General features: G+C 72.9%; 21 protein-coding genes. 14 read left to right on the forward strand and 7 right to left on the reverse strand.

Features of this window, described 5'->3' with window-relative positions:
- The first annotated feature begins 200 nt into the window (after nt 1–200).
- The 12 genes from HTZ82_RS12125 to HTZ82_RS32200 all read left to right on the forward strand — a co-directional run bounded on the left by HTZ82_RS12125 (nt 201) and on the right by HTZ82_RS32200 (nt 12,020).
- Nucleotides 201–1,502, forward strand: a complete 1,302-nt coding sequence (locus HTZ82_RS12125; RefSeq protein ID WP_175409356.1) for a helix-turn-helix domain-containing protein — start codon at nt 201–203, stop codon at nt 1,500–1,502.
- Nucleotides 1,503–1,583: 81 nt separating this feature from the next.
- On the forward strand, nt 1,584–2,159 hold the full coding sequence (locus tag HTZ82_RS12130; protein WP_175409357.1) for a GNAT family N-acetyltransferase: 576 nt from the start codon (nt 1,584–1,586) through the stop codon (nt 2,157–2,159).
- Between the two features lie 312 nt (nt 2,160–2,471).
- On the forward strand, nt 2,472–4,169 hold the full coding sequence (locus tag HTZ82_RS12135; RefSeq protein ID WP_175409358.1) for a nitrite/sulfite reductase: 1,698 nt from the start codon (nt 2,472–2,474) through the stop codon (nt 4,167–4,169).
- Nucleotides 4,166–4,369, forward strand: coding sequence for a hypothetical protein (locus HTZ82_RS32195; protein WP_175409359.1), 204 nt, complete (start codon nt 4,166–4,168; stop codon nt 4,367–4,369). The genes HTZ82_RS12135 and HTZ82_RS32195 overlap by 4 nt, the downstream gene beginning before the upstream one ends.
- Nucleotides 4,366–5,067 (forward strand): phosphoadenylyl-sulfate reductase, encoded by a 702-nt coding sequence (locus HTZ82_RS12145; RefSeq protein ID WP_175409360.1) that lies wholly within the window; start codon nt 4,366–4,368, stop codon nt 5,065–5,067. Before HTZ82_RS32195 ends, HTZ82_RS12145 begins: the two co-directional genes overlap by 4 nt.
- Nucleotides 5,049–5,621: an adenylyl-sulfate kinase gene (cysC, locus tag HTZ82_RS12150; protein ID WP_175409361.1), complete on the forward strand. Its 573-nt coding sequence runs from the start codon at nt 5,049–5,051 to the stop codon at nt 5,619–5,621. The genes HTZ82_RS12145 and cysC overlap by 19 nt, the downstream gene beginning before the upstream one ends.
- A complete protein-coding gene (gene cysD, locus HTZ82_RS12155) occupies nt 5,618–6,556 on the forward strand; it encodes a sulfate adenylyltransferase subunit CysD (protein WP_175409362.1) in 939 nt (312 codons plus the stop codon). The genes cysC and cysD overlap by 4 nt, the downstream gene beginning before the upstream one ends.
- Nucleotides 6,557–6,558: 2 nt before the next feature.
- Complete coding sequence (locus HTZ82_RS12160; protein ID WP_175409363.1) at nt 6,559–7,914, forward strand: sulfate adenylyltransferase subunit 1; 1,356 nt, start codon at nt 6,559–6,561, stop codon at nt 7,912–7,914.
- Between the two features lie 365 nt (nt 7,915–8,279).
- Nucleotides 8,280–9,323 (forward strand): ABC transporter substrate-binding protein, encoded by a 1,044-nt coding sequence (locus tag HTZ82_RS12165; protein ID WP_175409383.1) that lies wholly within the window; start codon nt 8,280–8,282, stop codon nt 9,321–9,323.
- Nucleotides 9,324–9,459: 136 nt separating this feature from the next.
- Entirely contained in the window at nt 9,460–10,254 is a 795-nt protein-coding gene (locus HTZ82_RS12170) for an ABC transporter ATP-binding protein (protein WP_175409364.1), read from the forward strand.
- Complete coding sequence (locus tag HTZ82_RS12175; protein ID WP_175409365.1) at nt 10,241–11,128, forward strand: ABC transporter permease; 888 nt, start codon at nt 10,241–10,243, stop codon at nt 11,126–11,128. Before HTZ82_RS12170 ends, HTZ82_RS12175 begins: the two co-directional genes overlap by 14 nt.
- Nucleotides 11,129–11,135: 7 nt before the next feature.
- Complete coding sequence (locus HTZ82_RS32200; RefSeq protein WP_254711798.1) at nt 11,136–12,020, forward strand: sirohydrochlorin chelatase; 885 nt, start codon at nt 11,136–11,138, stop codon at nt 12,018–12,020.
- Nucleotides 12,021–12,027: 7 nt separating this feature from the next.
- Here HTZ82_RS32200 and HTZ82_RS12190 read toward each other — a convergent pair whose 3' ends face one another.
- The 5 genes from HTZ82_RS12190 to HTZ82_RS12210 are packed head-to-tail and all read right to left on the reverse strand — an operon-like array spanning nt 12,028 to nt 17,233.
- On the reverse strand, nt 12,028–12,921 hold the full coding sequence (locus HTZ82_RS12190) for an STM4011 family radical SAM protein (RefSeq protein ID WP_175409366.1): 894 nt from the start codon (nt 12,919–12,921) through the stop codon (nt 12,028–12,030).
- A 6-nt stretch (nt 12,922–12,927) separates the two neighbouring features.
- Entirely contained in the window at nt 12,928–14,283 is a 1,356-nt protein-coding gene (locus HTZ82_RS12195; protein ID WP_175409367.1) for an STM4012 family radical SAM protein, read from the reverse strand.
- Nucleotides 14,280–15,086, reverse strand: a complete 807-nt coding sequence (locus tag HTZ82_RS12200) for an STM4013/SEN3800 family hydrolase (protein ID WP_175409384.1) — start codon at nt 15,084–15,086, stop codon at nt 14,280–14,282. Before HTZ82_RS12200 ends, HTZ82_RS12195 begins: the two co-directional genes overlap by 4 nt.
- A gap of 31 nt (nt 15,087–15,117) precedes the next feature.
- Nucleotides 15,118–16,278 (reverse strand): STM4014 family protein, encoded by a 1,161-nt coding sequence (locus HTZ82_RS12205; RefSeq protein ID WP_175409368.1) that lies wholly within the window; start codon nt 16,276–16,278, stop codon nt 15,118–15,120.
- The gene (locus tag HTZ82_RS12210; RefSeq protein WP_175409369.1) at nt 16,259–17,233 is read right to left on the reverse strand and encodes an STM4015 family protein; all 975 of its coding nucleotides are present in this window, start codon (nt 17,231–17,233) and stop codon (nt 16,259–16,261) included. The genes HTZ82_RS12205 and HTZ82_RS12210 overlap by 20 nt, the downstream gene beginning before the upstream one ends.
- A 162-nt stretch (nt 17,234–17,395) precedes the next feature.
- Here HTZ82_RS12210 and HTZ82_RS12215 point away from each other — a divergent pair, with 162 nt between their 5' ends.
- Together HTZ82_RS12215 and HTZ82_RS12220 are read left to right on the forward strand one after the other, a co-directional pair.
- Complete coding sequence (locus HTZ82_RS12215; protein ID WP_175409370.1) at nt 17,396–17,722, forward strand: hypothetical protein; 327 nt, start codon at nt 17,396–17,398, stop codon at nt 17,720–17,722.
- Nucleotides 17,723–17,832: 110 nt separating this feature from the next.
- A complete protein-coding gene (locus tag HTZ82_RS12220) occupies nt 17,833–18,861 on the forward strand; it encodes a DUF6745 domain-containing protein (RefSeq protein ID WP_175409385.1) in 1,029 nt (342 codons plus the stop codon).
- A gap of 2 nt (nt 18,862–18,863) precedes the next feature.
- On the opposite strand, the gene HTZ82_RS12225 is transcribed toward HTZ82_RS12220, so the two are convergent.
- Both HTZ82_RS12225 and HTZ82_RS12230 read right to left on the reverse strand, forming a co-directional pair.
- The gene (locus tag HTZ82_RS12225; protein WP_175409371.1) at nt 18,864–19,484 is read right to left on the reverse strand and encodes a DsbA family protein; all 621 of its coding nucleotides are present in this window, start codon (nt 19,482–19,484) and stop codon (nt 18,864–18,866) included.
- Between the two features lie 43 nt (nt 19,485–19,527).
- Nucleotides 19,528–20,091 (reverse strand): DUF1697 domain-containing protein, encoded by a 564-nt coding sequence (locus HTZ82_RS12230; RefSeq protein ID WP_175409372.1) that lies wholly within the window; start codon nt 20,089–20,091, stop codon nt 19,528–19,530.
- Nucleotides 20,092–20,213: the final 122 nt, after the last annotated feature.

Consider the following 20,213-nt stretch of genomic DNA (forward strand, 5'->3'; position numbering starts at 1 on the left):
CCCGCGGTGCGGCCGGGATGGTGCTGCGCCGACACGGCACCATCCCGTCGCGTACCGGGAGGCCGGTACGCGTCCCACCTTCGTACAGCCGCGCGGCCGGTGCGAGAGTTGCACGGGGTTGCAGCCCGGTGGCGGGGGCCGCCCGGCCCCGGGGGATGATGGTGTGGACCAGTTACGGTGCGCGGGGCGGGGAGGGCCCAGTGCGGAACACCACAGTCGAGATGACACGTCTCGCCTCGATGGACGCACGTGAGGCGACACGGCTCCTGAAGGGCATACGGGACGCCGCGCTGAGCGGGGGTACGGCTCCGCTGGCGCCGCGCGCCGACATCCACGCGTCGTGGCAGCGGATGCTGCGCGGGGGTGTCGACCCGGACCGGGACCGCCGCTCGGATCTACTGACGGCGGGTGACCTGGAGGCCCGCAGAGCCGCGTCGCCGCTGCTGGAGGTGGTGCCGGTGCTCCGCGACGGCCTGACGCAGGCGCCGGGCTCGGTGGCCGACCCGGTGCGGCACATCATGGTCGTGGCGGACGCGGAGGGGCGGGTGCTGTGGCGTGAGGGCCACGCGTCGGTGCTGCGGATGGCGGACGGGCACGGCTTCGAACCGGGCGCGGACTGGCGGGAGTCGACGGTCGGCACGAACGGCGTCGGTACGGCGCTGGTGACGCGCCGTCCGGTGCAGGTCCACTCGGCGGAGCACTTCGTGGCGACCCACCACCCGTGGACGTGCGCGGGCGCCCCGATCACGGACCCGCGCGACGGCCGGCTGATGGGCGTGGTCGATGTGAGCGGCCCGGTGACGACGATGCACCCGGCGACGCTGCTGCTGGTCGGCTCGGTGGCCCGGCTCGCGGAGGCCGAGCTGCGCAACCGTCACCTCACGGAGCTGGCCCGGCTGCGGGCGGTGGCGGCGCCGCTGCTGCACCGGGTGGGCGGGCGCGCGGTGGCGGTGGACCGGCACGGGTGGACGGCCGCGGTGACGGGCGTGGCGCCGCCGGACCGGGTGCCGCTGCCGGGTTCGGTCGAGTCGGGCGGCCGGGTGTGGCTGCCGTCGCTGGGCGAGTGCGACGTGGAGCCGCTGCCGGGCGGCTGGCTGCTGCGGGTCGTGGACGGCGGGGACGGTGCGGCGGACGGCGCCGTGACGCGGGTGGTGCTGGACGTGAGCCACTCCCGCGACTGGTCGGTGCGGGTCACGGGCGCGGTGGGCGGATGGACACGGGAACTGAGCCCGCGCCACGCCGAGCTGCTGTACGTCCTGGCGGTCCACCGGGAGGGCCGTACGGCGGCCCAGCTGGCGGCGGACGTGTTCGGCGACCACACCCGCACGGTCACGGTCCGGGCGGAGATGTCCCGGATACGCCGCACCCTGTCGGGCGTCCTGGCCCACCGCCCGTACCGCTTCCGCGACGACGTGGAGGTGGAGGTCCTGCCCCCGACCGACCCCCACGACCTCCTGCCCTACTCGACGGCCCCGGCGGTGGTGACGGCCCGGGGCGGGTGAGGCCCCGCACTCCGGCGGAGGCCCCGCACTCCGGCGGACGGCGCTGGCCACAGCGCCACGCCCCGTGCTTCCCTGGCCCCCATGAGCATCACCGTCACCACCTGGTACCTGGAGCAGACCTCCCCCGACGATCTGCGGCCCGCCGCCGCGCCGGACGGCGGCGACGTCCGGATCGAGCGGGCCGAGGTGGCATCGCCGGAGTTCAGCCGGTTCCTCTACACCGCCGTCGGCGGCGACCTGTGCTGGATCGACCGGCTCGGGATGACATACGCCGAGTGGCTGGCCGTCCTGGAGCGGCCCGGGGCCGAGACGTGGGTCGCGTATGTGAAGGGGACGCCCGCCGGGTACGTCGAGCTGGACCCGCAGGACGACGGACAGGTCGAGATCATGTACTTCGGGCTCGTCCCGGCCTTCCGGGGCCGGCGCATCGGCGGGCATCTGCTCTCGTACGGCACCGCGCGCGCCTGGGACCTGGCGGAGCGCTGGCCCGGCCGGGTGGCCACCAAGCGGGTCGTGCTGAACACCTGCTCCCTCGACGGCGAGCACGCGATGGCCAACTACCGGCGGCGCGGCTTCCGGCTGTACGACACCAAGGTCGCCGAGAAGCCCGAGGCGTCCACGCCCGGTCCGTGGCCGGGCGCGTACCCCGGCGCGTGACCCGCACCACATCCGTCCGTCATTCGAGACACCTTTGTCCACATCGCGGACAAAGGTGGACTGAGTCCAAACCCCCGTGCCAGGCTTCCGTCATGTCTCGAGCTGGAATTGCCTTGGTGAGTCGGCGGCACGTCGACCTCGGCCGCATGTCCAGCGCCATGTGTCCGGCGAGCTGAGCGAACCCCAGCACACCAGCTCCGCCGCGATCCCGATCTTCTGACGCCCACCGCGCAATGTCGCGCAGGGACCCTGCCCTGCGCGACATTGCGCAGGTCAGAGCCGCCCTCCTGCAGTCCCGAAGGACGTATAGCCATGGCCGCCACCCCGGAAAAGCCCGCACCCGCCACGCCCCGCCGCAAGCCGGGGCGCCACCGTGGCGAGGGCCAGTGGGCCAGGGGCCACTTCACGCCCCTCAACGGCAATGAGCAGTTCAAGAAGGACGACGACGGTCTCAATGTGCGGACACGCATTGAGACGATCTACTCGAAGGCCGGATTCGACTCCATCGACCCCAACGACCTGCGCGGCCGGATGCGCTGGTGGGGTCTGTACACCCAGCGCAAGCCCGGGATCGACGGCGGCAAGACGGCCGTCCTGGAGCCGGAGGAGCTGGACGACGAGTACTTCATGCTGCGCGTGCGCATCGACGGCGGTCAGCTCACCACCCGGCAGCTCCGGGTCGTCGGCGAGATCTCCCAGGAGTTCGCCCGCGGCACGGCCGACATCACCGACCGGCAGAACGTCCAGTACCACTGGATCCGCATCGAGGACGTGCCCGAGATCTGGCGGCGGCTCGAAGAGGTCGGGCTGTCCACGACCGAGGCCTGCGGTGACACGCCGCGTGTCATCATCGGCTCCCCCGTGGCCGGGATCGCCGAGGACGAGATCATCGACGGCACGCCCGCCGTCGAGGAGATCCACCGCCGCATCATCGGCAACAAGGACTTCTCGAACCTGCCCCGCAAGTTCAAGTCCGCGGTCTCCGGCTCCCCGCTGCTCGACGTGGCGCACGAGATCAACGACATCGCCTTCGTCGGCGTCGAGCACCCCGAGCACGGCCCCGGTTTCGACCTGTGGGTCGGCGGCGGGCTCTCCACCAACCCCAAGATCGGTGTCCGGCTCGGCGCCTGGGTGCCGCTGGACGAGGTCCCGGACGTCTACACCGGCGTCATCTCGATCTTCCGTGACTACGGCTACCGCCGGCTCCGCACCCGCGCCCGCCTGAAGTTCCTCGTCGCCGACTGGGGCGCCGAGCGGTTCCGGCAGGTGCTGGAGGACGAGTACCTGAAGCGGAAGCTGATCGACGGGCCCGCCCCCGCGCAGCCCGTCCAGCAGTGGCGCGACCACGTGGGCGTCCACCGCCAGAAGGACGGCCGCTTCTACGTCGGCTTCGCCCCGCGCGTCGGCCGCGTCGACGGCGCGACCCTCACCAAGATCGCCGAGGTGGCGGAGGCGCACGGCTCCGGCCGGGTCCGTACCACCGTCGAGCAGAAGATGATCATCCTCGATGTGGAGGAGGGCCAGGTCTTGTCGCTGACCTCCGCCCTGGAAGCGCTGGACCTGCGGGTCAAGCCGTCCCCGTTCCGGCGCGGCACCATGGCCTGCACCGGCATCGAGTTCTGCAAGCTGGCCATCGTCGAGACCAAGGCCCGCGGCTCCTCCCTCATCGACGAGCTGGAGCGCCGCCTGCCGGACTTCGACCAGCCGCTCACCATCAACATCAACGGCTGCCCCAACGCCTGCGCCCGTATCCAGGTGGCGGACATCGGTCTCAAGGGCCAGCTCGTCCTGAACGACGACGGCGAGCAGGTCGAGGGCTTCCAGGTGCACCTGGGCGGCGCCCTCGGCCTGGAGGCCGGCTTCGGACGCAAGGTGCGCGGTCTGAAGGTGACCGCAGCCGAGCTGCCCGACTACGTCGAGCGGGTCCTCAAGCGCTTCCAGGCGGGGCGCGAGGACGGCGAGCGGTTCGCCGCCTGGGCGGCCAGGGCGAGCGAGGAGGACCTCTCGTGAGCGGCCGCGCGGCGCCCTTCTACTGCCCGTACTGCGGCGACGAGGACCTGCGCCCGAGCGAGCAGGGACACGGCGCGTGGGAGTGCGCGGCCTGCAATCGCGCCTTCCAGCTGAAGTTCCTGGGCCTGCTGGCCCGGGGCCTCCAGCGACCCGACAGCCGCCACGACAGCCGCCACGACAGCGGAGGGGAACACACGTGACGACGGAGACCGAAGAGCAGCATCTCCAGGCCCTCGCCGAGCGCGCGGGCCGCGAACTGGAGGACGCCCCCGCCCTCGACATCCTGATGTGGGCCGCCGACACCTTCGGCAAGCGCTTCTGCGTCACCTCCTCCATGGAGGACGCGGTCGTCGCCCATCTCGCCTCGCGTGCCTTCCCCGGCGTGGACGTGGTGTTCCTCGACACGGGCTACCACTTCCCCGAGACCATCGGCACCCGTGACGCGGTGGAGGCGGTGATGGACGTCAACCTCATCACGCTGACGCCGCGCCAGACCGTCGCCGAGCAGGACGCCGAGTACGGGCCGAGGCTGCACGACCGCGACCCGGACCTGTGCTGCGCGCTGCGCAAGGTCAAGCCCCTCGAAGAGGGCCTGACCGCGTACGACGCGTGGGCGACCGGCCTGCGCCGCGACGAGTCCCCGACCCGGGCGAACACCCCCGTCGTCGGCTGGGACGCCAGGCGCCGCAAGGTCAAGGTGTCGCCCATCGCCCGCTGGACGCAGGACGACGTCGACGCGTACGTCGCGGAGCACGGCGTCCTCACCAACCCGCTGCTGATGGACGGGTACGCCTCCGTCGGCTGCGCCCCCTGCACGCGCCGCGTGCTGGAGGGCGAGGACGCGCGCGCCGGCCGCTGGGCCGGCCGGGCCAAGACGGAATGCGGGCTGCACGGATGACGACTGTGGGAGACGAGAACGTGACTGGGGCCACCATCTGGCTCACCGGGCTGCCGAGCGCCGGCAAGACCACCATCGCGTACGAGCTGGCGGGCCGGCTGCGCGCCGAGGGCCACCGTGTCGAGCTGCTCGACGGCGACGAGATCCGCGAGTTCCTCTCCGCGGGCCTCGGCTTCAGCCGCGAGGACCGGCACACCAACGTGCAGCGGATCGGCTTCGTCGCCGAACTGCTCGCGTCGAACGGCGTGAAGGTCCTGGTGCCGGTCATCGCCCCGTACGCGGACAGCCGCGAGGCGGTCCGCAAGCGCCACCAGCAGGAAGGCACTCCGTACGTCGAGGTGCACGTCGCCACTCCGGTGGAGGTGTGCTCCGTACGCGATGTGAAGGGGCTCTACGCCAAGCAGGCCGCCGGCGAGATCAGCGGCCTGACCGGGGTCGACGACCCGTACGAGGAGCCGGAGAACCCGGACCTGCGCATCGAGTCGCAGAACCAGACCGTGCAGGAGTCCGCGGCGGCGCTGCACGCGCTGCTCACCGAAAGGGGTCTGGCATGACGACCACCGTCAACACGGTCCAGGAAGACACGGACAGCCCGTTCGCGCTGTCGCACCTCGACGCGCTGGAGTCGGAGGCCGTCCACATCTTCCGCGAGGTGGCGGGCGAGTTCGAACGGCCGGTGATCCTGTTCTCCGGCGGCAAGGACTCCATCGTCATGCTGCACCTGGCGCTGAAGGCGTTCGCGCCCGCCGCGGTGCCGTTCTCGCTGCTGCACGTGGACACCGGGCACAACTTCCCCGAGGTCATCGAGTACCGCGACCGGACGGTGGCCCGGCACGGCCTGCGGCTGCACGTCGCGTCGGTGCAGGAGTACATCGACGCGGGCAAGCTCCGTGAGCGCCCCGACGGCACCCGCAACCCGCTGCAGACCGTGCCGCTGACCGAGGCCATCCAGGAGCACCGCTTCGACGCCGTGTTCGGCGGCGGGCGCCGCGACGAGGAGAAGGCCCGCGCCAAGGAGCGGGTCTTCTCGCTGCGCGACGAGTTCTCGCAGTGGGACCCGCGCCGGCAGCGCCCCGAGCTGTGGCAGCTCTACAACGGGCGGCACGCCCCCGGTGAGCACGTGCGGGTGTTCCCGCTGTCCAACTGGACCGAGCTGGACGTCTGGCAGTACATCGCCCGCGAGGGCATCGAGCTGCCGGAGATCTACTTCGCGCACGAGCGGGACGTGTTCTCGCGGAACGGCATGTGGCTGACCGCCGGCGAGTGGGGCGGCCCGAAGGACGGCGAGCCCGTCGAGCGGCGGCTCATCCGCTACCGCACCGTCGGTGACATGTCCTGCACGGGTGCCGTCGACTCCGACGCCACCACGCTCGACGCCGTGATCGCCGAGATCGCCGCGTCCCGGCTGACCGAGCGGGGCGCGACCCGCGCCGACGACAAGCTGTCCGAGGCCGCGATGGAAGACCGCAAGCGCGAAGGGTACTTCTAGACATGACCAGCACCAGCACCGGCACCAGCGCCGTCGAGCGGCTGTCGGCCACCACCCTGCTGCGCTTCGCCACCGCCGGCTCCGTCGACGACGGCAAGTCGACGCTGGTCGGGCGGCTGCTCCACGACTCCAAGTCGGTCCTCACGGACCAGCTGGAGGCCGTCGAGCACGCCTCCCGGTCCCGCGGCCAGGAGGCCCCGGACCTGGCACTGCTCACGGACGGTCTGCGGGCCGAGCGGGAGCAGGGCATCACGATCGACGTGGCGTACCGGTACTTCGCCACGCCCCGGCGGCGGTTCATCCTCGCCGACACGCCCGGCCATGTGCAGTACACGCGGAACATGGTCACCGGGGCGTCGACGGCCGAGCTGACCGTGATCCTCGTCGACGCCCGCAACGGCGTGGTGGAGCAGACCCGGCGGCACGCGGCGATCGCGGCGCTGCTGCGCGTCCCGCACGTCGTCCTCGCGGTGAACAAGATGGACCTGGTCGGGTACGCCGAGGACGTGTTCGCGAAGATCGCGGAGGAGTTCACGGCGTACGCGACGGAGCTGGGCGTGCCGGAGGTCACCGCCATCCCGATCTCGGCGCTCGCCGGTGACAACGTGGTGGAGCCGTCCGCGACGATGGACTGGTACGGCGGCCCGACGGTCCTTGAGCACCTGGAGACGGTGCCGGTCAGTCACGATCTGACGGGCTGCCACGCCCGGCTTCCCGTGCAGTACGTGATCCGTCCGCAGACCGCCGAGCACCCCGACTACCGGGGCTACGCCGGGCAGATCGCCGCCGGTACGTTCCGGGTCGGCGAGCAGGTGACGGTGCTGCCGTCGGGCCGTACGTCGAAGATCGCCGGGATCGACCTGCTCGGCAGGTCGGTCGACGTGGCGTGGACGCCGCAGTCGGTGACCCTCCTGCTGGAGGACGACATCGACATCTCGCGCGGCGACCTGATCGTGCCCAGCGGTGACGCGCCCGCGACCACGCAGGACGTCGAGGCGACGGTCTGCCACGTGGCCGACCAGCCGCTGACGGTCGGGCAGCGGGTGCTGCTGAAGCACACCACCCGTACGGTCAAGGCGATCGTCAAGGACATCCCGTCCCGGCTGACACTGGACGACCTGTCCCAGCATGCGGACCCGGGCCGGCTCGTCGCCAACGACATCGGCACGGTGAAGGTGCGTACGGCGGAGCCGCTGGCGCTCGACGCGTACGCCGACTCGCGGCGTACCGGCTCGTTCCTCCTGATCGACCCGGCGGACGGCACGACGCTGGCCGCCGGCATGGCGGGCGCCTCGTTCGCCACCGAGAAGGCCGCGGCCGGGGTCGGCGAGGACGACGACGAGGGCTGGGACTTCTGATGCCGGCGCCCGCGCTGTACGCCGACGTCTACGCGACCTTCGCCAAGGAGGGCGGTCGCGTGGGCAGCGGCGGCATGGGCGCGGGCACGGGAGGTGTAGCGCGATGTGCCGCCCGATGACCGGGATGCGCCCGATGACCGGGATGCGCCTGATGACCCCGCCCCGCAGCCGGCCGCGCAGCCCCTTGTGCGCCGGCACCCGCCGAAGACGACCGCCCACCGCCGACCGCCCGGCGCCGCACCCCACCCCGTACGGGGCGTAGCGCCGGGCCGACGAGAGGAACCCCTCCCGTGCCTGCCACCCCCCGCCACCGGTCCTGGCCGCCGCGCCGCGGCCTCGCCGTCGCCGCGGTGCTGCCGCTGCTGATGGTGCTGACCTCCTGCCTGGGCTACGGCTCGCAGGCGGTCGCGAACCGGGCGAAGGTGACGGCCGAGGGCCCGAAGCTGTCGGCGGACGCGGTGCGGGTCGGCTACTTCGCGAACCTCACGCACGGCACGGCCCTGGTGGGCGACCACGAGGGCTTCTTCCAGAAGGAGCTGCGCGGTACGGAGCTGCGGACGGCGACGTTCAACGCGGGCCCGTCCGCGATCGAGGCGCTCAACGCGGGGTCCGTGGACATCGCCTTCCTCGGCCCCTCCCCCGCCGTCAACGGCTACGCCAGGTCCGGCGGGAAGAACCTGCGCATCATCGGCGGCGCCGCGTCCGGCGGTGTCCGCCTGGTGGTGAACCCGGACAAGGTGAAGAGCGTCGCGGACCTCAAGGGCAAGCGGATCGCGACGCCGCAGCTCGGCAACACCCAGGACGTGGCGTTCCTGCACTGGATCGCGGAGCGGGGCTGGAAGGTCGACGCGGAGTCCGGCAAAGGCGACGTGTCGGTGCTGCGCGTCGACAACAAGATCGTGCCGGACGCCTACCGGTCCGGGTCGGTCGACGGGGCGTGGGTGCCCGAGCCGACCGCCTCCAAGCTGATCGCGGAGGGCGCGAAGGTGCTCCTCGACGAGGCGTCGCTGTGGCCGGACGGCAAGTTCGCGATCACCGGCATCGTGGCGTCGCAGTCGTTCCTGGAGCGGCACCCGGACGTGGTGGAGGCGGTGCTGCGCGGCGCGCAGAGGACCAACGCGTGGATCAACGCCCACCCGCGGGAGGCCAAGGCGGCCGCGAACGCGCAGCTTGAGGCGGTCTCCGGCAAGCCGCTGCCGGCCGAGGTCATCGACTCGGCGTGGCCGACGCTCCGGTTCCTCGACGACCCGCTGGCCGGGACGCTGCGGGAGCAGGCCGGGCACGCGGTCGCGACCGGACTCCTCGAAGAACCCGATCTGGCCGGGATCTACGACCTGAGGCCGCTGAACAAGATCCTCGCGGCCGAGGGCCGGCCGCAGGTCTCCGACGCCGGGCTCGGCGTCCGGTGAGCCCGCAGGACCGGCACCGGATCCGCACGACCCGCGTGACCCCAATGACCCGCATGACCCGCATGACCCGCATGACCTGCATGACCTGCATGACCCGCTTGTCCCGCAGCAGACCCGCTCTCAGGAGGTGACGACCATGGCCATCACGCTCAGCACGGCGACCCGGTCCGAGGACCGTACGGCGGTCGAGAACGCCGCCCGGATCGAGCATGTCTCGAAGTCCTTCGCCGGGCCCAAGGGGCAGCAGCTCGTCCTGGACGACATCAGCCTCGATGTCGCGCCGGGCGAGTTCGTCACCCTCCTCGGGGCGTCGGGGTGCGGCAAGTCGACGCTGCTCAACCTGGTCGCGGGCCTCGACCGGCCGTCGTCCGGGTCGATCGCCACGGACGGCCGCCCGGCCCTGATGTTCCAGGAGCACGCGCTGTTCCCGTGGCTGACGGCGGGCAAGAACATCGAGCTGGCGCTGAAGCTGCGCGGTATGCCGAAGGGCGAGCGGCGCGGCGAGGCGGAGCGGCTCCTCGAACTCGTACGCCTCGGTGGCGCGTACGGGAAGCGGGTCCACGAGCTGTCGGGCGGGATGCGGCAGCGTGTCGCGATGGCGCGGGCGCTGGCGCAGGACAGCCGGCTGCTGCTGATGGACGAGCCGTTCGCGGCGCTCGACGCGATCACGCGGGACGTGCTGCACGGTGAGCTGACCCGGATCTGGAACGAGACGGGCCTGTCGGTGCTGTTCGTCACGCACAACGTGCGGGAGGCCGTGCGGCTGGCGCAGCGCGTGGTGCTGCTGTCGTCCCGGCCCGGGCGGATCGCCCGCGAGTGGACGGTGGACATCCCGCAGCCGCGCCGTATCGAGGACGCCGACGTGGCGGAGCTGTCCCTGGAGATCACCGAACAACTGCGGGGGGAGATCCGCCGACATGGCCAGCACTGAGACGACGGCCGCCAAGAACGACGACCTGGCCGGCCTGGAGGCCGGGCTCGACGCGCTCGACACGGTCGAGGAGCGGCGCACACCGGTGCGCGAGGTCCTGGTGCGCAAGGTCCTCCCGCCGGTGGTCGCGGTCGCCCTGGTGCTGGCGGTCTGGCAGCTGCTGGTGTGGGCAGAGGTCACCGACGCGTACAAGCTGCCGTCGCCGTCCGCGGTGTGGGACAGCCTGTCCGAGATGTGGCTGCAGGGGACGCTGTTCGGCGTGATGTGGACCAGCGTGTCCCGCGCGCTGTTCGGCTTCCTGCTGGCGCTGGCCATCGGTACGCCGCTGGGGCTGCTGGTCGCCCGGGTGCGGTTCGTCCGGGCGGCGATCGGCCCGATCCTGTCCGGCCTCCAGTCCCTTCCGTCGGTCGCCTGGGTGCCGCCCGCGGTGCTGTGGCTGGGCCTGAACGACCGGATGATGTTCGCCGTGATCCTGCTGGGCGCCGTGCCGTCGATCGCCAACGGCCTGGTGGCCGGTGTCGACCAGGTGCCGCCGCTGTTCCTGAGGGCCGGCCGGACGCTCGGCGCGACCGGGCTGCGGGGCGCCTGGCACATCGTCATGCCGGCCGCGCTGCCGGGCTATCTGGCGGGCCTCAAGCAGGGCTGGGCGTTCTCGTGGCGGTCCCTGATGGCGGCCGAGATCATCGCGTCGTCGCCGGAACTGGGCCTGGGTCTCGGCCAGCTCCTGGACAACGGCCGCAACAACTCCGACATGCCGGGCATCTTCCTGGCGATCTTCCTGATCCTGCTGGTGGGCATCGCGATCGACCTGCTGGTCTTCAGCCCGCTGGAGCGGCGGGTGCTGCGCCGCCGCGGACTGCTGGGCAGGAGCTGAGCCCGCCATGACCGCTCCCGTCCTCCTCGTCATCGCCCACGGCAGCCGCGACCCGCGGCACGCCGCGACCGTCCACGCCCTGGTGCGCGAGGCGGCGGCCCTGCGCCCGGACCTGCGGCTGGAGGTGGCCTTCCTGGACTTCAACGTCCCGTCGGTCCCGGCCGCCCTGGAGTCCCTGGCGGCCGACGGCGTACGGAACGTGGTCGCCCTGCCGCTCCTGCTGACCCGGGCGTTCCACGCGAAGGCGGACATCCCGTCGGTGCTGCGCCAGGCCCCGCCGTCGCTGCGCATCCGCCAAGCGGAGGTACTCGGCCCGTCACCGCTGCTGGTGTCGGCGCTGGAGCGGCGCCTGTACGAGGCGGGGCTGACACCCGCCGACCGACACTCGACCGGGGTCGTCCTGGCCTCGGCGGGTTCCACGGACCCGGAGGCGATCGCAGTGATCGCAACTGTGTCTTCCCGGGGGACAACCCCCGGCCCCCCGGCCGGGAGCCCCGAGTGGCGACGCGCCGTCGAGAACATGAAGCGCTCGACAGGCGTCGTCCTGGCCTCGGCCGGCTCCACGGACCCGGAGGCGATCGCAGTGATCGCAGATGTGGCGCGGGAGCTGCGGCGCACCGGTTGGTGCACCGTGCGGCCTGCGTTCGCCTCCGCATCTCTTCCACGCACCGAGGACGCGGTACGGGCCCTGCGCGCCGACGGCGTACGGCGCGTGGCCGTCGCCCCGTACGTGATCGCCCCGGGCCGCCTCCCGGACCGCATCGCGGCGGGCGCGGCCGACGCGGACGTCGTGGCGGACGTCCTGGGCGCCGCCCCGGAGCTGGCACGGCTGCTGCTGGACCGCTACGACGAGGCGGCGGCACCCACGCGCGCGTTGGCGGCGGCGGTCTAGCCAGGACCTAGGGCGTATGGACGACCGCGGGCGCGGCGGGCGTCGGCACCCGTTCCGGGATCCGTTCCGGGATCCGCTCCAGGACGCCGCCCGCGAACACGTCGTACAGCGGCAGCGTCTCCAGGTGGACGTAACCGATGTGGCAGTCGCAGACCGCCAGCGGGCAGGGCCGCGGGGCGAGCGCGGCGCGGTAGGAGCCGTCGTACAGGTTGCCGAGTTCGGCGCGGACGAAGTGGCAGCGGCGGACCGTCCCTTCGCCGTCGACCGAGATGACGGACTCCCCCGTGCGGCACGGCAGCCCGGCGGACCGGTGCGGGTGCCGGCTGTACGGGAAGAGCGGGTCGAGCGCGGTCCAGGTGGCGGCCTCGTCGTCCGTGTACGTGCGGCCATCGGCGGCGTTCACCCACAGGTACACGTGCGCGGGCAGGGCGGCGCGCAGCCGCCTGGCGTGCTCCAGGTGCTCGGGCAGGCCGACGACGCCGACGCTGAAGCGGATGCCCCGGTCGGCCAGATCCCGCGCCTTCGTCAGGAACCGGTCGTACGGGGTCTGGCCGGGGTGGTAGGTGCACCAGAGGGCGACGGTGCCGGGGTCCGCGTCCGCGAGCCAGTCGGTGCGGCAGCTGAGGTTGGTCTGGATGGCGACGCGCCGGATGTGCGGCTGATGGGACAGCTCGACGAGGGCCCGCCGGTACCAGGAACGGACGAGTCCCTCGCCCCACGGTGTGAGGAGCAGCGAGAGCCGGTCATCGGTCTGCGCCCCGGCCCAGTCCGTGAAGCGGGCGAGGGCTGCCCGGTCGGCGCGCAGCTGCTCCGGCGTGTCGCGCCGCTTGGCGAAGGGGCAGTAGGGGCAGTCGTAGTCGCAGGAAGCGAGCGGCCCCCGGTAGAGGATCGTCAGGTCCACGGCGGGCTACTTCGGTTCGTACGCGGCCATCGCGGCCCGTACGGCGGGTGAGAACAGCTCGGGGCCGAGGGCGTCCGAGTGCGCGAGCCCTTCCGGTGAGAGGCGCAGCAGCCCGGCCGGTGAGGCCCCGGCGGCGGCGTCGAGCCAGCCGCGGGCGGCGAACGCGGCGAGTTCGGCGGGGAAGTCGTCGTACGGGTCGGAGGCGAACCGCTCGCGGTAGTCGTCGAGCGGCATGCCCTGGGCCTGGAGCAGCGACTGGAGGAGGTGGCGGCGGCGTGCCTCGTCGCCCTCGACGTACCGGCCGTGGACGGCGCGCGTGAAGTCCTCGGTGGCGGTGTAGTCGTCGATGATCGCCCGTATCTCGCCCATGCCGACCGCGTAGTCGAAGGAATAGTGGAGCGTCGACGTGTAGGAGCGGGCGCCGCAGCCGAGGCCGATCATGCCGTCGGTCTGGCAGGCGTGGTCGTCGGGGCCCTGCGGGGGTGCGTCGGCGCGCCGGAACATCCGCATGGACACCTGCTCGTAGCCGTGGGCGAGGAGGTGGTCGCGGCCCTGCCGGTACAGGTTCAGGCGCTGCTCGTCCCACTCGCCCTCGGTGTGGGCGGTGCGGCGGGCGAGGCCGGTGAGGTCGCGGACGTACAGCGGGTACAGATACAGCTCCTCCGGCCGCCAGGCGAGGGCGGCGTCGAGCGAGGTGCGCCAGCTGGCCGGGGTCTGGCCGTCGATGCCGTAGATCAGGTCGATGTTGAGGACGGGTACACGGGCGTCGCGGATACGGCCGAGCGCGGCTTCGACGTCGGCGCGGCGCTGGGGCCGTACGGCGGCGCGGGCCTCCTCGTCCACGAAGCTCTGCACGCCGATGCTGAGCCGGGTCGCGCCGCGCTCGGCGAGCACGGCGAGCCGGTCGGCGGTGGCCGTGGCCGGCGAGGTCTCCACGGAGAGCGGGATCGTCGCAAGACCGGCGCCCATGCGTTTCTCGGCGATGTCGCACAGCCGGTTCAGCTCGTCGGCGGTCAGGAAGGTGGGCGTGCCGCCGCCGAACGCGGCGTTGGCGAACCGTACCTGCTCCGTCGCCGTCTCTGTCTCCGTCTCCCCGAGGGCGTCGCGGACGGCGGTGGCCTGCCGGTCGAGGGCGTCGAGGTAGCGGCCGGTGAGCCCGTCGGGGGCTCCGATGCGCGTGAAGAGGTTGCAGAAGCCGCAGCGGACCTCGCAGAACGGTATGTGGAGGTAGAGCGAGAGCGCGTCCTTGGGTTCGCCGCGCCACAGGTCGCGCAGGGCGGGCTTCGGGTCGGGGAGCTCGCGGTAGGCGGTCTTGTGGGGGTAGGCGTAGACGTAGTTCTGGTAGGGGCGGGGCGTGTTCACGGGGACGGCTCCAGGAAGAAGTGGGCGTACGGCACGGTCCACACGGCCTCGTGGCCGAGGCGGTGGCCGGTGTGGCCGTCCTCGCCGTAGGCGGTGCCGTGGTCGGAGCAGACGATGGCGAAGCAGCGGCGGCGCGCGCTCATGGCGGTGAAGAGGCGGTCGATGTGCCGGTCGATGTACTCCAGTGCCGCGGCGTGCGTGGCGCGGGTGTCCCCCGCCTCGCGGGTGGCGCCCGGCAGGTGGAACCAGTTGGGCTGGTGCAGCGCGGAGGCGTTGACGAAGAGGAACAGCCGCTGCTCCGCGGGCAGTCCGGCGGCGATCTGCTCGGCCCGTTCGACCTGCGCCTCGAAGGACGTGGGGGAGGCGACGCCGAACTCGGGTTCCCAGTGGCTCTCCTGGAACATCCCGGGCAGTACGCCGCCCAGCGCGCCCTGCTTGTTGAAGAAGCCGACGCCGCCGACGCACACCGTCCGGTAGCCGGCGGCCGCCAGGCCGGACACCAGGTCGGGCGTGTCGAAGACGTAGGTGCGGTCCTCGGTCGTCTCGCTGCCCGCGAAGCGTGCGGCGAACAGCCGGGGGTGCGGTCCGGGTGCGGCGGGTGTGGGCAGGAACCCGGCGAACATCGCCTGGTGGGAGGCGTAGGTGAAGCTGCCGGGCGCGTGCCGCTTCTCCCAGGCGCCGCCGGGGAGGTGGCGGGCCAGGTGGGGGATGCGCCCGGCGGCGGCCAGCTCGGCGGCGACGTCGTAGCGGAGGGTGTCGAGCGTGACGAGGAGGAGGTCGTCGCGGCCGACGACCTCGTTCATGTCGGGGAGTCCGCCCGGGTACGAGCGGGTGTCAGAGGGCTGCACGATGGTTCTGGTTCCTGGTCGGGTCGGTGTCGTGTGGTGCGGGCCGCGGCCGCACGGCGGGCCGCTGTACCGCGGCGACTTGGGCGGCGTACGTGTCGAGGCCCTCGGCGCCGCTCCCCGGCAGGCCGGTGAGGCCGGGCAGCAGGTCCCCGAAGGCGTTGACCTCGCCGACGGCGAACCGCCGCCAGCCGACCGCCGGAAGCAGATCGACGCCGACGCACAGCGTGCCCGGGAAGCAGGCCGCGGCCCGTTCGCAGATCTCCAGCGCCTCTGCCCAGCGGGGTCCGGCGGCCTCGACGGCGGCCGCGAGGTCGCCGCGGGCGCCGCCGAGATGGAGGTTGGTCATGGGCGAGCGGCTGGTGCGGACGACGGCGTGGGTGGCCCGCCCGTCGACCACGACCACGCGGAGGTCCGCCGCGCGGCCGCCGCCGAGGGACGCCTTGGGCCACCAGCGCTCGATGTGCAGCCCGTCGGGCGCCAGGGCGTCGACCAGAGCGGCGATCTCCCGCTCGCTCGTGGTGCGGCGCACGCGCAGCGAGTTGTGCAGCCGGCCGTCCTCGGCCTCGACGGAGGTGGTGGCCCGGAGGCGCCCGCCGCCGGCGGTCTCCAGGGCGACGACCCCGGACGCGGACGACCCGTGGGCGGGCTTGAGGAACACGCGCGGCATCCCGTGCGCGTCCATCAGGGCCCGTACGTCGTCCCAGCCCCGCACCGGCACGCCGCCTCCGGACGTAGGCGCCTCCGGTACGGGTACGCCGGCGCCGGCGAGCGTGGCGTGGCAGCGCCGCTTGTCGAACAGCACGGCCAGCTCGTCGGGGTCGTCGAGCCGTACGCCACCGGTCAGGGTCCGTACGGCGGCGGTGAGCCCGGCGTACCAGCGGGCGCCGCCTTCGACCCGCGTGGGGTCGTCGGCGCCCCGCAGGAGCCGGTCCACCTCGGCGTCCTCGCCGGGTGAGTCGAGCCGTACGACCTCGTCGTCACCGAACGCCGCGCCGCCGTCGCGCAGCACGTCGCGCCAGGGCACCACGCGCGGCGCGGGCAGCCCGGCGTCGCGCACCGCGCGGGCGAAGAGGTCCACGCGGCGGTTCCCGGGGTTGCCGACGACGGCGAACCGCCGCCCGTGCGGGCTATTCCCCGACGGCGACATAGCGCCAGGTCCGGCCGTCGTACTCGTCCTCTTCCGCGTTGTCCTTGTCGAGGTCGAGGCGCACCCCTGCGGGTTCCAGGGTCTCCCGGATGCGCTGCTGGAGCGGTCCGCTGATGTAGTGGTGGTGGAGGTCGAGCCGCTTGAGGTGGGTGAGCGGCTGCCCGTCCAGCAGGGCGGTGGCGCCGTCGTCGGTGAGCACGCCCATGGACAGGTCGAGGGTCTCCAGCCGGGCGACGACGGGCGCGGAGGCCACGGCGGTGGCGATCTCGTCCTGGTACTCGCAGTTGCGCAGGGCGAGGTGGCGCAGGCGCGGCAGGCGTGCCCCGTCCAGGATGGGAGCCAGGTCGCCCAGCTCGCTGTCGCCGCCGTAGTCGGAGATGCCGAGCCACAGGTCGAGGTGTTCGAGGGCGGGCAGGTCGCTCGCGGCGATGCCGCGCACCGCGTCGGCCGGCATGCCGCCGGACTCGACGACGAGGGTGCGCAGCCGCCGGTGGCTGACGGCGGGGAACTCCAGGCCGCTGGCGCCGCGTACGCCGAACTCCTCGAGGTCGGGGAACGCGTGGAGGAGCGGACCGACGTCGGCCTGGTTGATCCAGGAGATCTCGCACTCCTCCGACTCCATGTCGCCGAGGAACAGGGCGCGCAGCGACGGCAGCTCGGCGCGCGCGTCGAGCAGCGCCCCGTACACCGGCTTGAGGCCGGCGTCGCCGTCGTACGCCTCCTCGACCGCGCCGACGACGATCGCGCGGACGCGGGTGGTGTCGACCGTGGCGGCGAACCGGGCCAGGGCCTCCGGCCAGCTCTCCTCGGCGTCGTAGGTGTCGGTGGAGATCCGCCAGGCGACGGCGTCGGCAGCAGGCAGGTCGTCCGCCTTGTCGTTCCCTTCGTCCTCCGGACCGGGGAAGTCGAAGACGGGCAGTCCGTACCACTCCCGCAGGTGTTCCGCGTAACTCATGTCCCCGCCGCTCCTCGCTGTCGCCGTTCGATGTGCTGAAAGTTGTAGCAAGCGGCACTGACAACTCCGGTGGCCGGGGCGGACGAAGCCCCGTTGTCAGACCCTCCCCCTACCGTCGGAGGCAGTCGGGCGCACCGGGTGTCCGGCGAGGAGGGAACGCGTATGTACCGGCAGGGAGATGTGCTGATCGTGCCTCTCGCGGAGGCGGCGGTGCCGCCGCACGTCGCGGACACGGCGGACGAGCCGCGGGACGCCCGTGGGCGGATGGTGCTGGCGCTGGGCGAGGTGACGGGGCATGCGCACGCCGTCGTGGGTCCGGGCCGGCTGGTGCGGGAGCCGGGGGCGTTCGGGCCGATGCTGCTGCATCTGCCGGACGGCGGGCGGGTGGTGCACGAGGAGCACGCGCCGATCCCGCTGCCGAAGGGCTGGTACCGGGTGGTGCGCCAGCGGGAGTACGTGCCGGGCGCGGTGCGGCTGGTGGCGGACTGAACGGCGGACCGAGCACCTGGGTGCCGGACGGCGAGGATACGGGAGGGAACGGAATGACGGGCGTGGTGACGGGTGTGGTGACGGACGTGAATGACGTGGTGACGGACGTGCTGGCTGATGTGGCGTCCTGGCGGGCGGTCGCGACGGCGACGGAACCCGCTGACCGTGCGGCGGCGGAGGCGGGCGTGCGGCTCGCGTACCGGCGGGCCGGACTGGCGGAGCCGGAGCGCATCGTGTGGGCGGGCTCGCCCCTGGAGGCGGTACGGCTGCTGAGGGCGGCGGACGGCGACGCGCCGACGGCGCCGGGCGCGCGGGGCCGCGGCGTGCGGGACGAGGTGCGCAGCGCCCCGTGGGCGGCGGAGCGGACGTGGCTCCACGAGCGGCTCGGCGCGCGGGGCTGGGGCGAGCGGTGGGGCACGACGGGCGCCCGGCTGTGGGACACCACGCAGGCGCTGGCGTCCCGGATCCGTACGGGTGTGGTCGAGGAGCTCGCCGACGGCGGGCCGCAGGAGGCCGAGGTGAGGTTGCTGCTGCTCGACGCGGTGCTCGGCCAGCACGACGCGGCCTGGCTGTGCGCGTTCGACCCGGAGGAGGGCACGCCGCTGGACGGCCTGGCCGATGTGGCCCGCGCCGCCGGCTGGTGGTGGCCGTACGAGAGGGTCGCCGTGGTGTGCGAGCGTCCCGTGGAGCTGCACCGCGACGAGGCCGGCCGGCTCGACCGCGGCGACGGCCCGGCCCTCGCCTACCCGGACGGGTTCGCGCTCCACGCGTGGCGCGGGATGCCCGTGCCCGCCGAGTTCGTCGCCACGCTCGACACACTCACGCCGGACCGGATCCGGGACGAGGAGAACGCCGAGCTGCGCCGGGTCATGCTGGAGCACTACGGCTACGACCGCTATCTGCGGGAGTCGGGCGCCGAGCCGGTGCACCGGGACGAGACGGGTGTGCTGTGGCGGATACCGCTGCCGGACGACGAGGACGTGGCGATGGTGGAGGTCGTCAACTCCACGCCCGAGCCGGACGGCACGAGCCGTACGTACTGGCTGCGCGTGCCGCCCTCCACCAGGACCGCGAAGCAGGGCGTCGCCTGGACGTTCGGGCTGGCGGCGGACGCGTACGAGCCGCTGCGCCAGACCTGACGTCAGGCGAAGCTGAGGCTGCCGGTGCGGGTGCGCTTCAGTTCGAAGAAGTCGCGGTGCCCGGCGAGGGTGCGGAACGCGTCGAAGAGGCGGACGGCCTCGTCGCCGCGCGGGACGGAGTTGAGGACGGGGCCGAACCAGACCGCCCCGTCGATGTGGAGGGTCGGGGTTCCCACGTAGGCGTCGGCGGCCGGGTCCCTGCCGGCGTCGTGGCTGCGGCGGACCGCCTCGTCGTACGCCGGGTCGTGCGCGGCGGCCGCCAGGTCGGCGGGCAGACCGAGGGTGGCCAGGGCCTCGGCGATGACGGTGTCGAAGTCGTCGTTCTCGTCCTGGTGTATGCGGGTGCCGAACGCCGTGTAGAGGTCGCGCAGCACGCCCTCGCCGTAGCGCTCCGCGGCGGCGGCCGCGACGCGGACGGGGCCGACGGACCGGTCGACGAGGTCCCGGTACCAGTCGGGCAGGTCGTTGCCGAGGTTGTGCAGATAGAGGCTCATGACGTGGAAGCGGACGTCGAGGCCGCGGTGGCGCTCGACCTCCAGGATCCAGCGGGAGGTGATCCAGGCGAAGGGGCAGGCGGGGTCGAACCAGAAGTCGACGGTGGTGCGGGGCTGTCCGGTGTCCATGTGCCCGAGGCTAGCGGCGGGGTGTCCAGGGTGAGCGGGCCATTCACGGCGTGTTCGCCTGGGCCATTTCCGCGAGCTTCACGACGGTGTTCCAGTTGCGGCTGGTGGCGGTGACGCCCTTGAAGAGAGCGGGGCGCGCCAGGACGTCGGCCAGCTTGGAGCGGCCCATGCCGTCGGGGAGGTAGAGGTACAGCACGCGGTCGCCGAGCCGGAACTCCTCCGGCAGGAAGGCGGCGCGGTCGACGGAGGCGAACCGGTCCTCGGTGACGGGCTCGGACAGATAGGTGACGTGGAGCTGCTTGGGCTCCAGCTCGGCGGCGGGGAACGGGCAGGCGTCCACGACGGCCCGCAGATAGGGGCCGCCGCGGACCAGGCAGTCGACGGGGAACCCGAAGTGCCGCTGCAGAGCGGCTTCGAGCTCTGCTGCCAGCGCGCCCTCGTCGGCGCCTGACGCAGAAGTGAAGACCGCGTTGCCGGACTGGAGGTAGGTCCGTACGTCGCTGTGTCCGAGCCCGGTGAGGACGGCTCGGAGTTCTGCCATGGGGACCTTCTTGGCCCCGCCCACGTTGATCCCCCGCAGGAGGGCGGCGTACCGGCTGCTCGTCATGACCGCCAGCCTAGGTCGTGTCCGGCGGATCATGCCTGGCCCGCCCTCCCCCGCAGAGCGGGGCTGCGACCACCGCAGGCGTCGAGGTGCCGCCGGCGCTAGCGGGACGCCGGGCGTGGGCC

Source organism: Streptomyces sp. TRM64462 (assembly GCF_013362995.1).
Classification (GTDB): domain Bacteria; phylum Actinomycetota; class Actinomycetes; order Streptomycetales; family Streptomycetaceae; genus Streptomyces.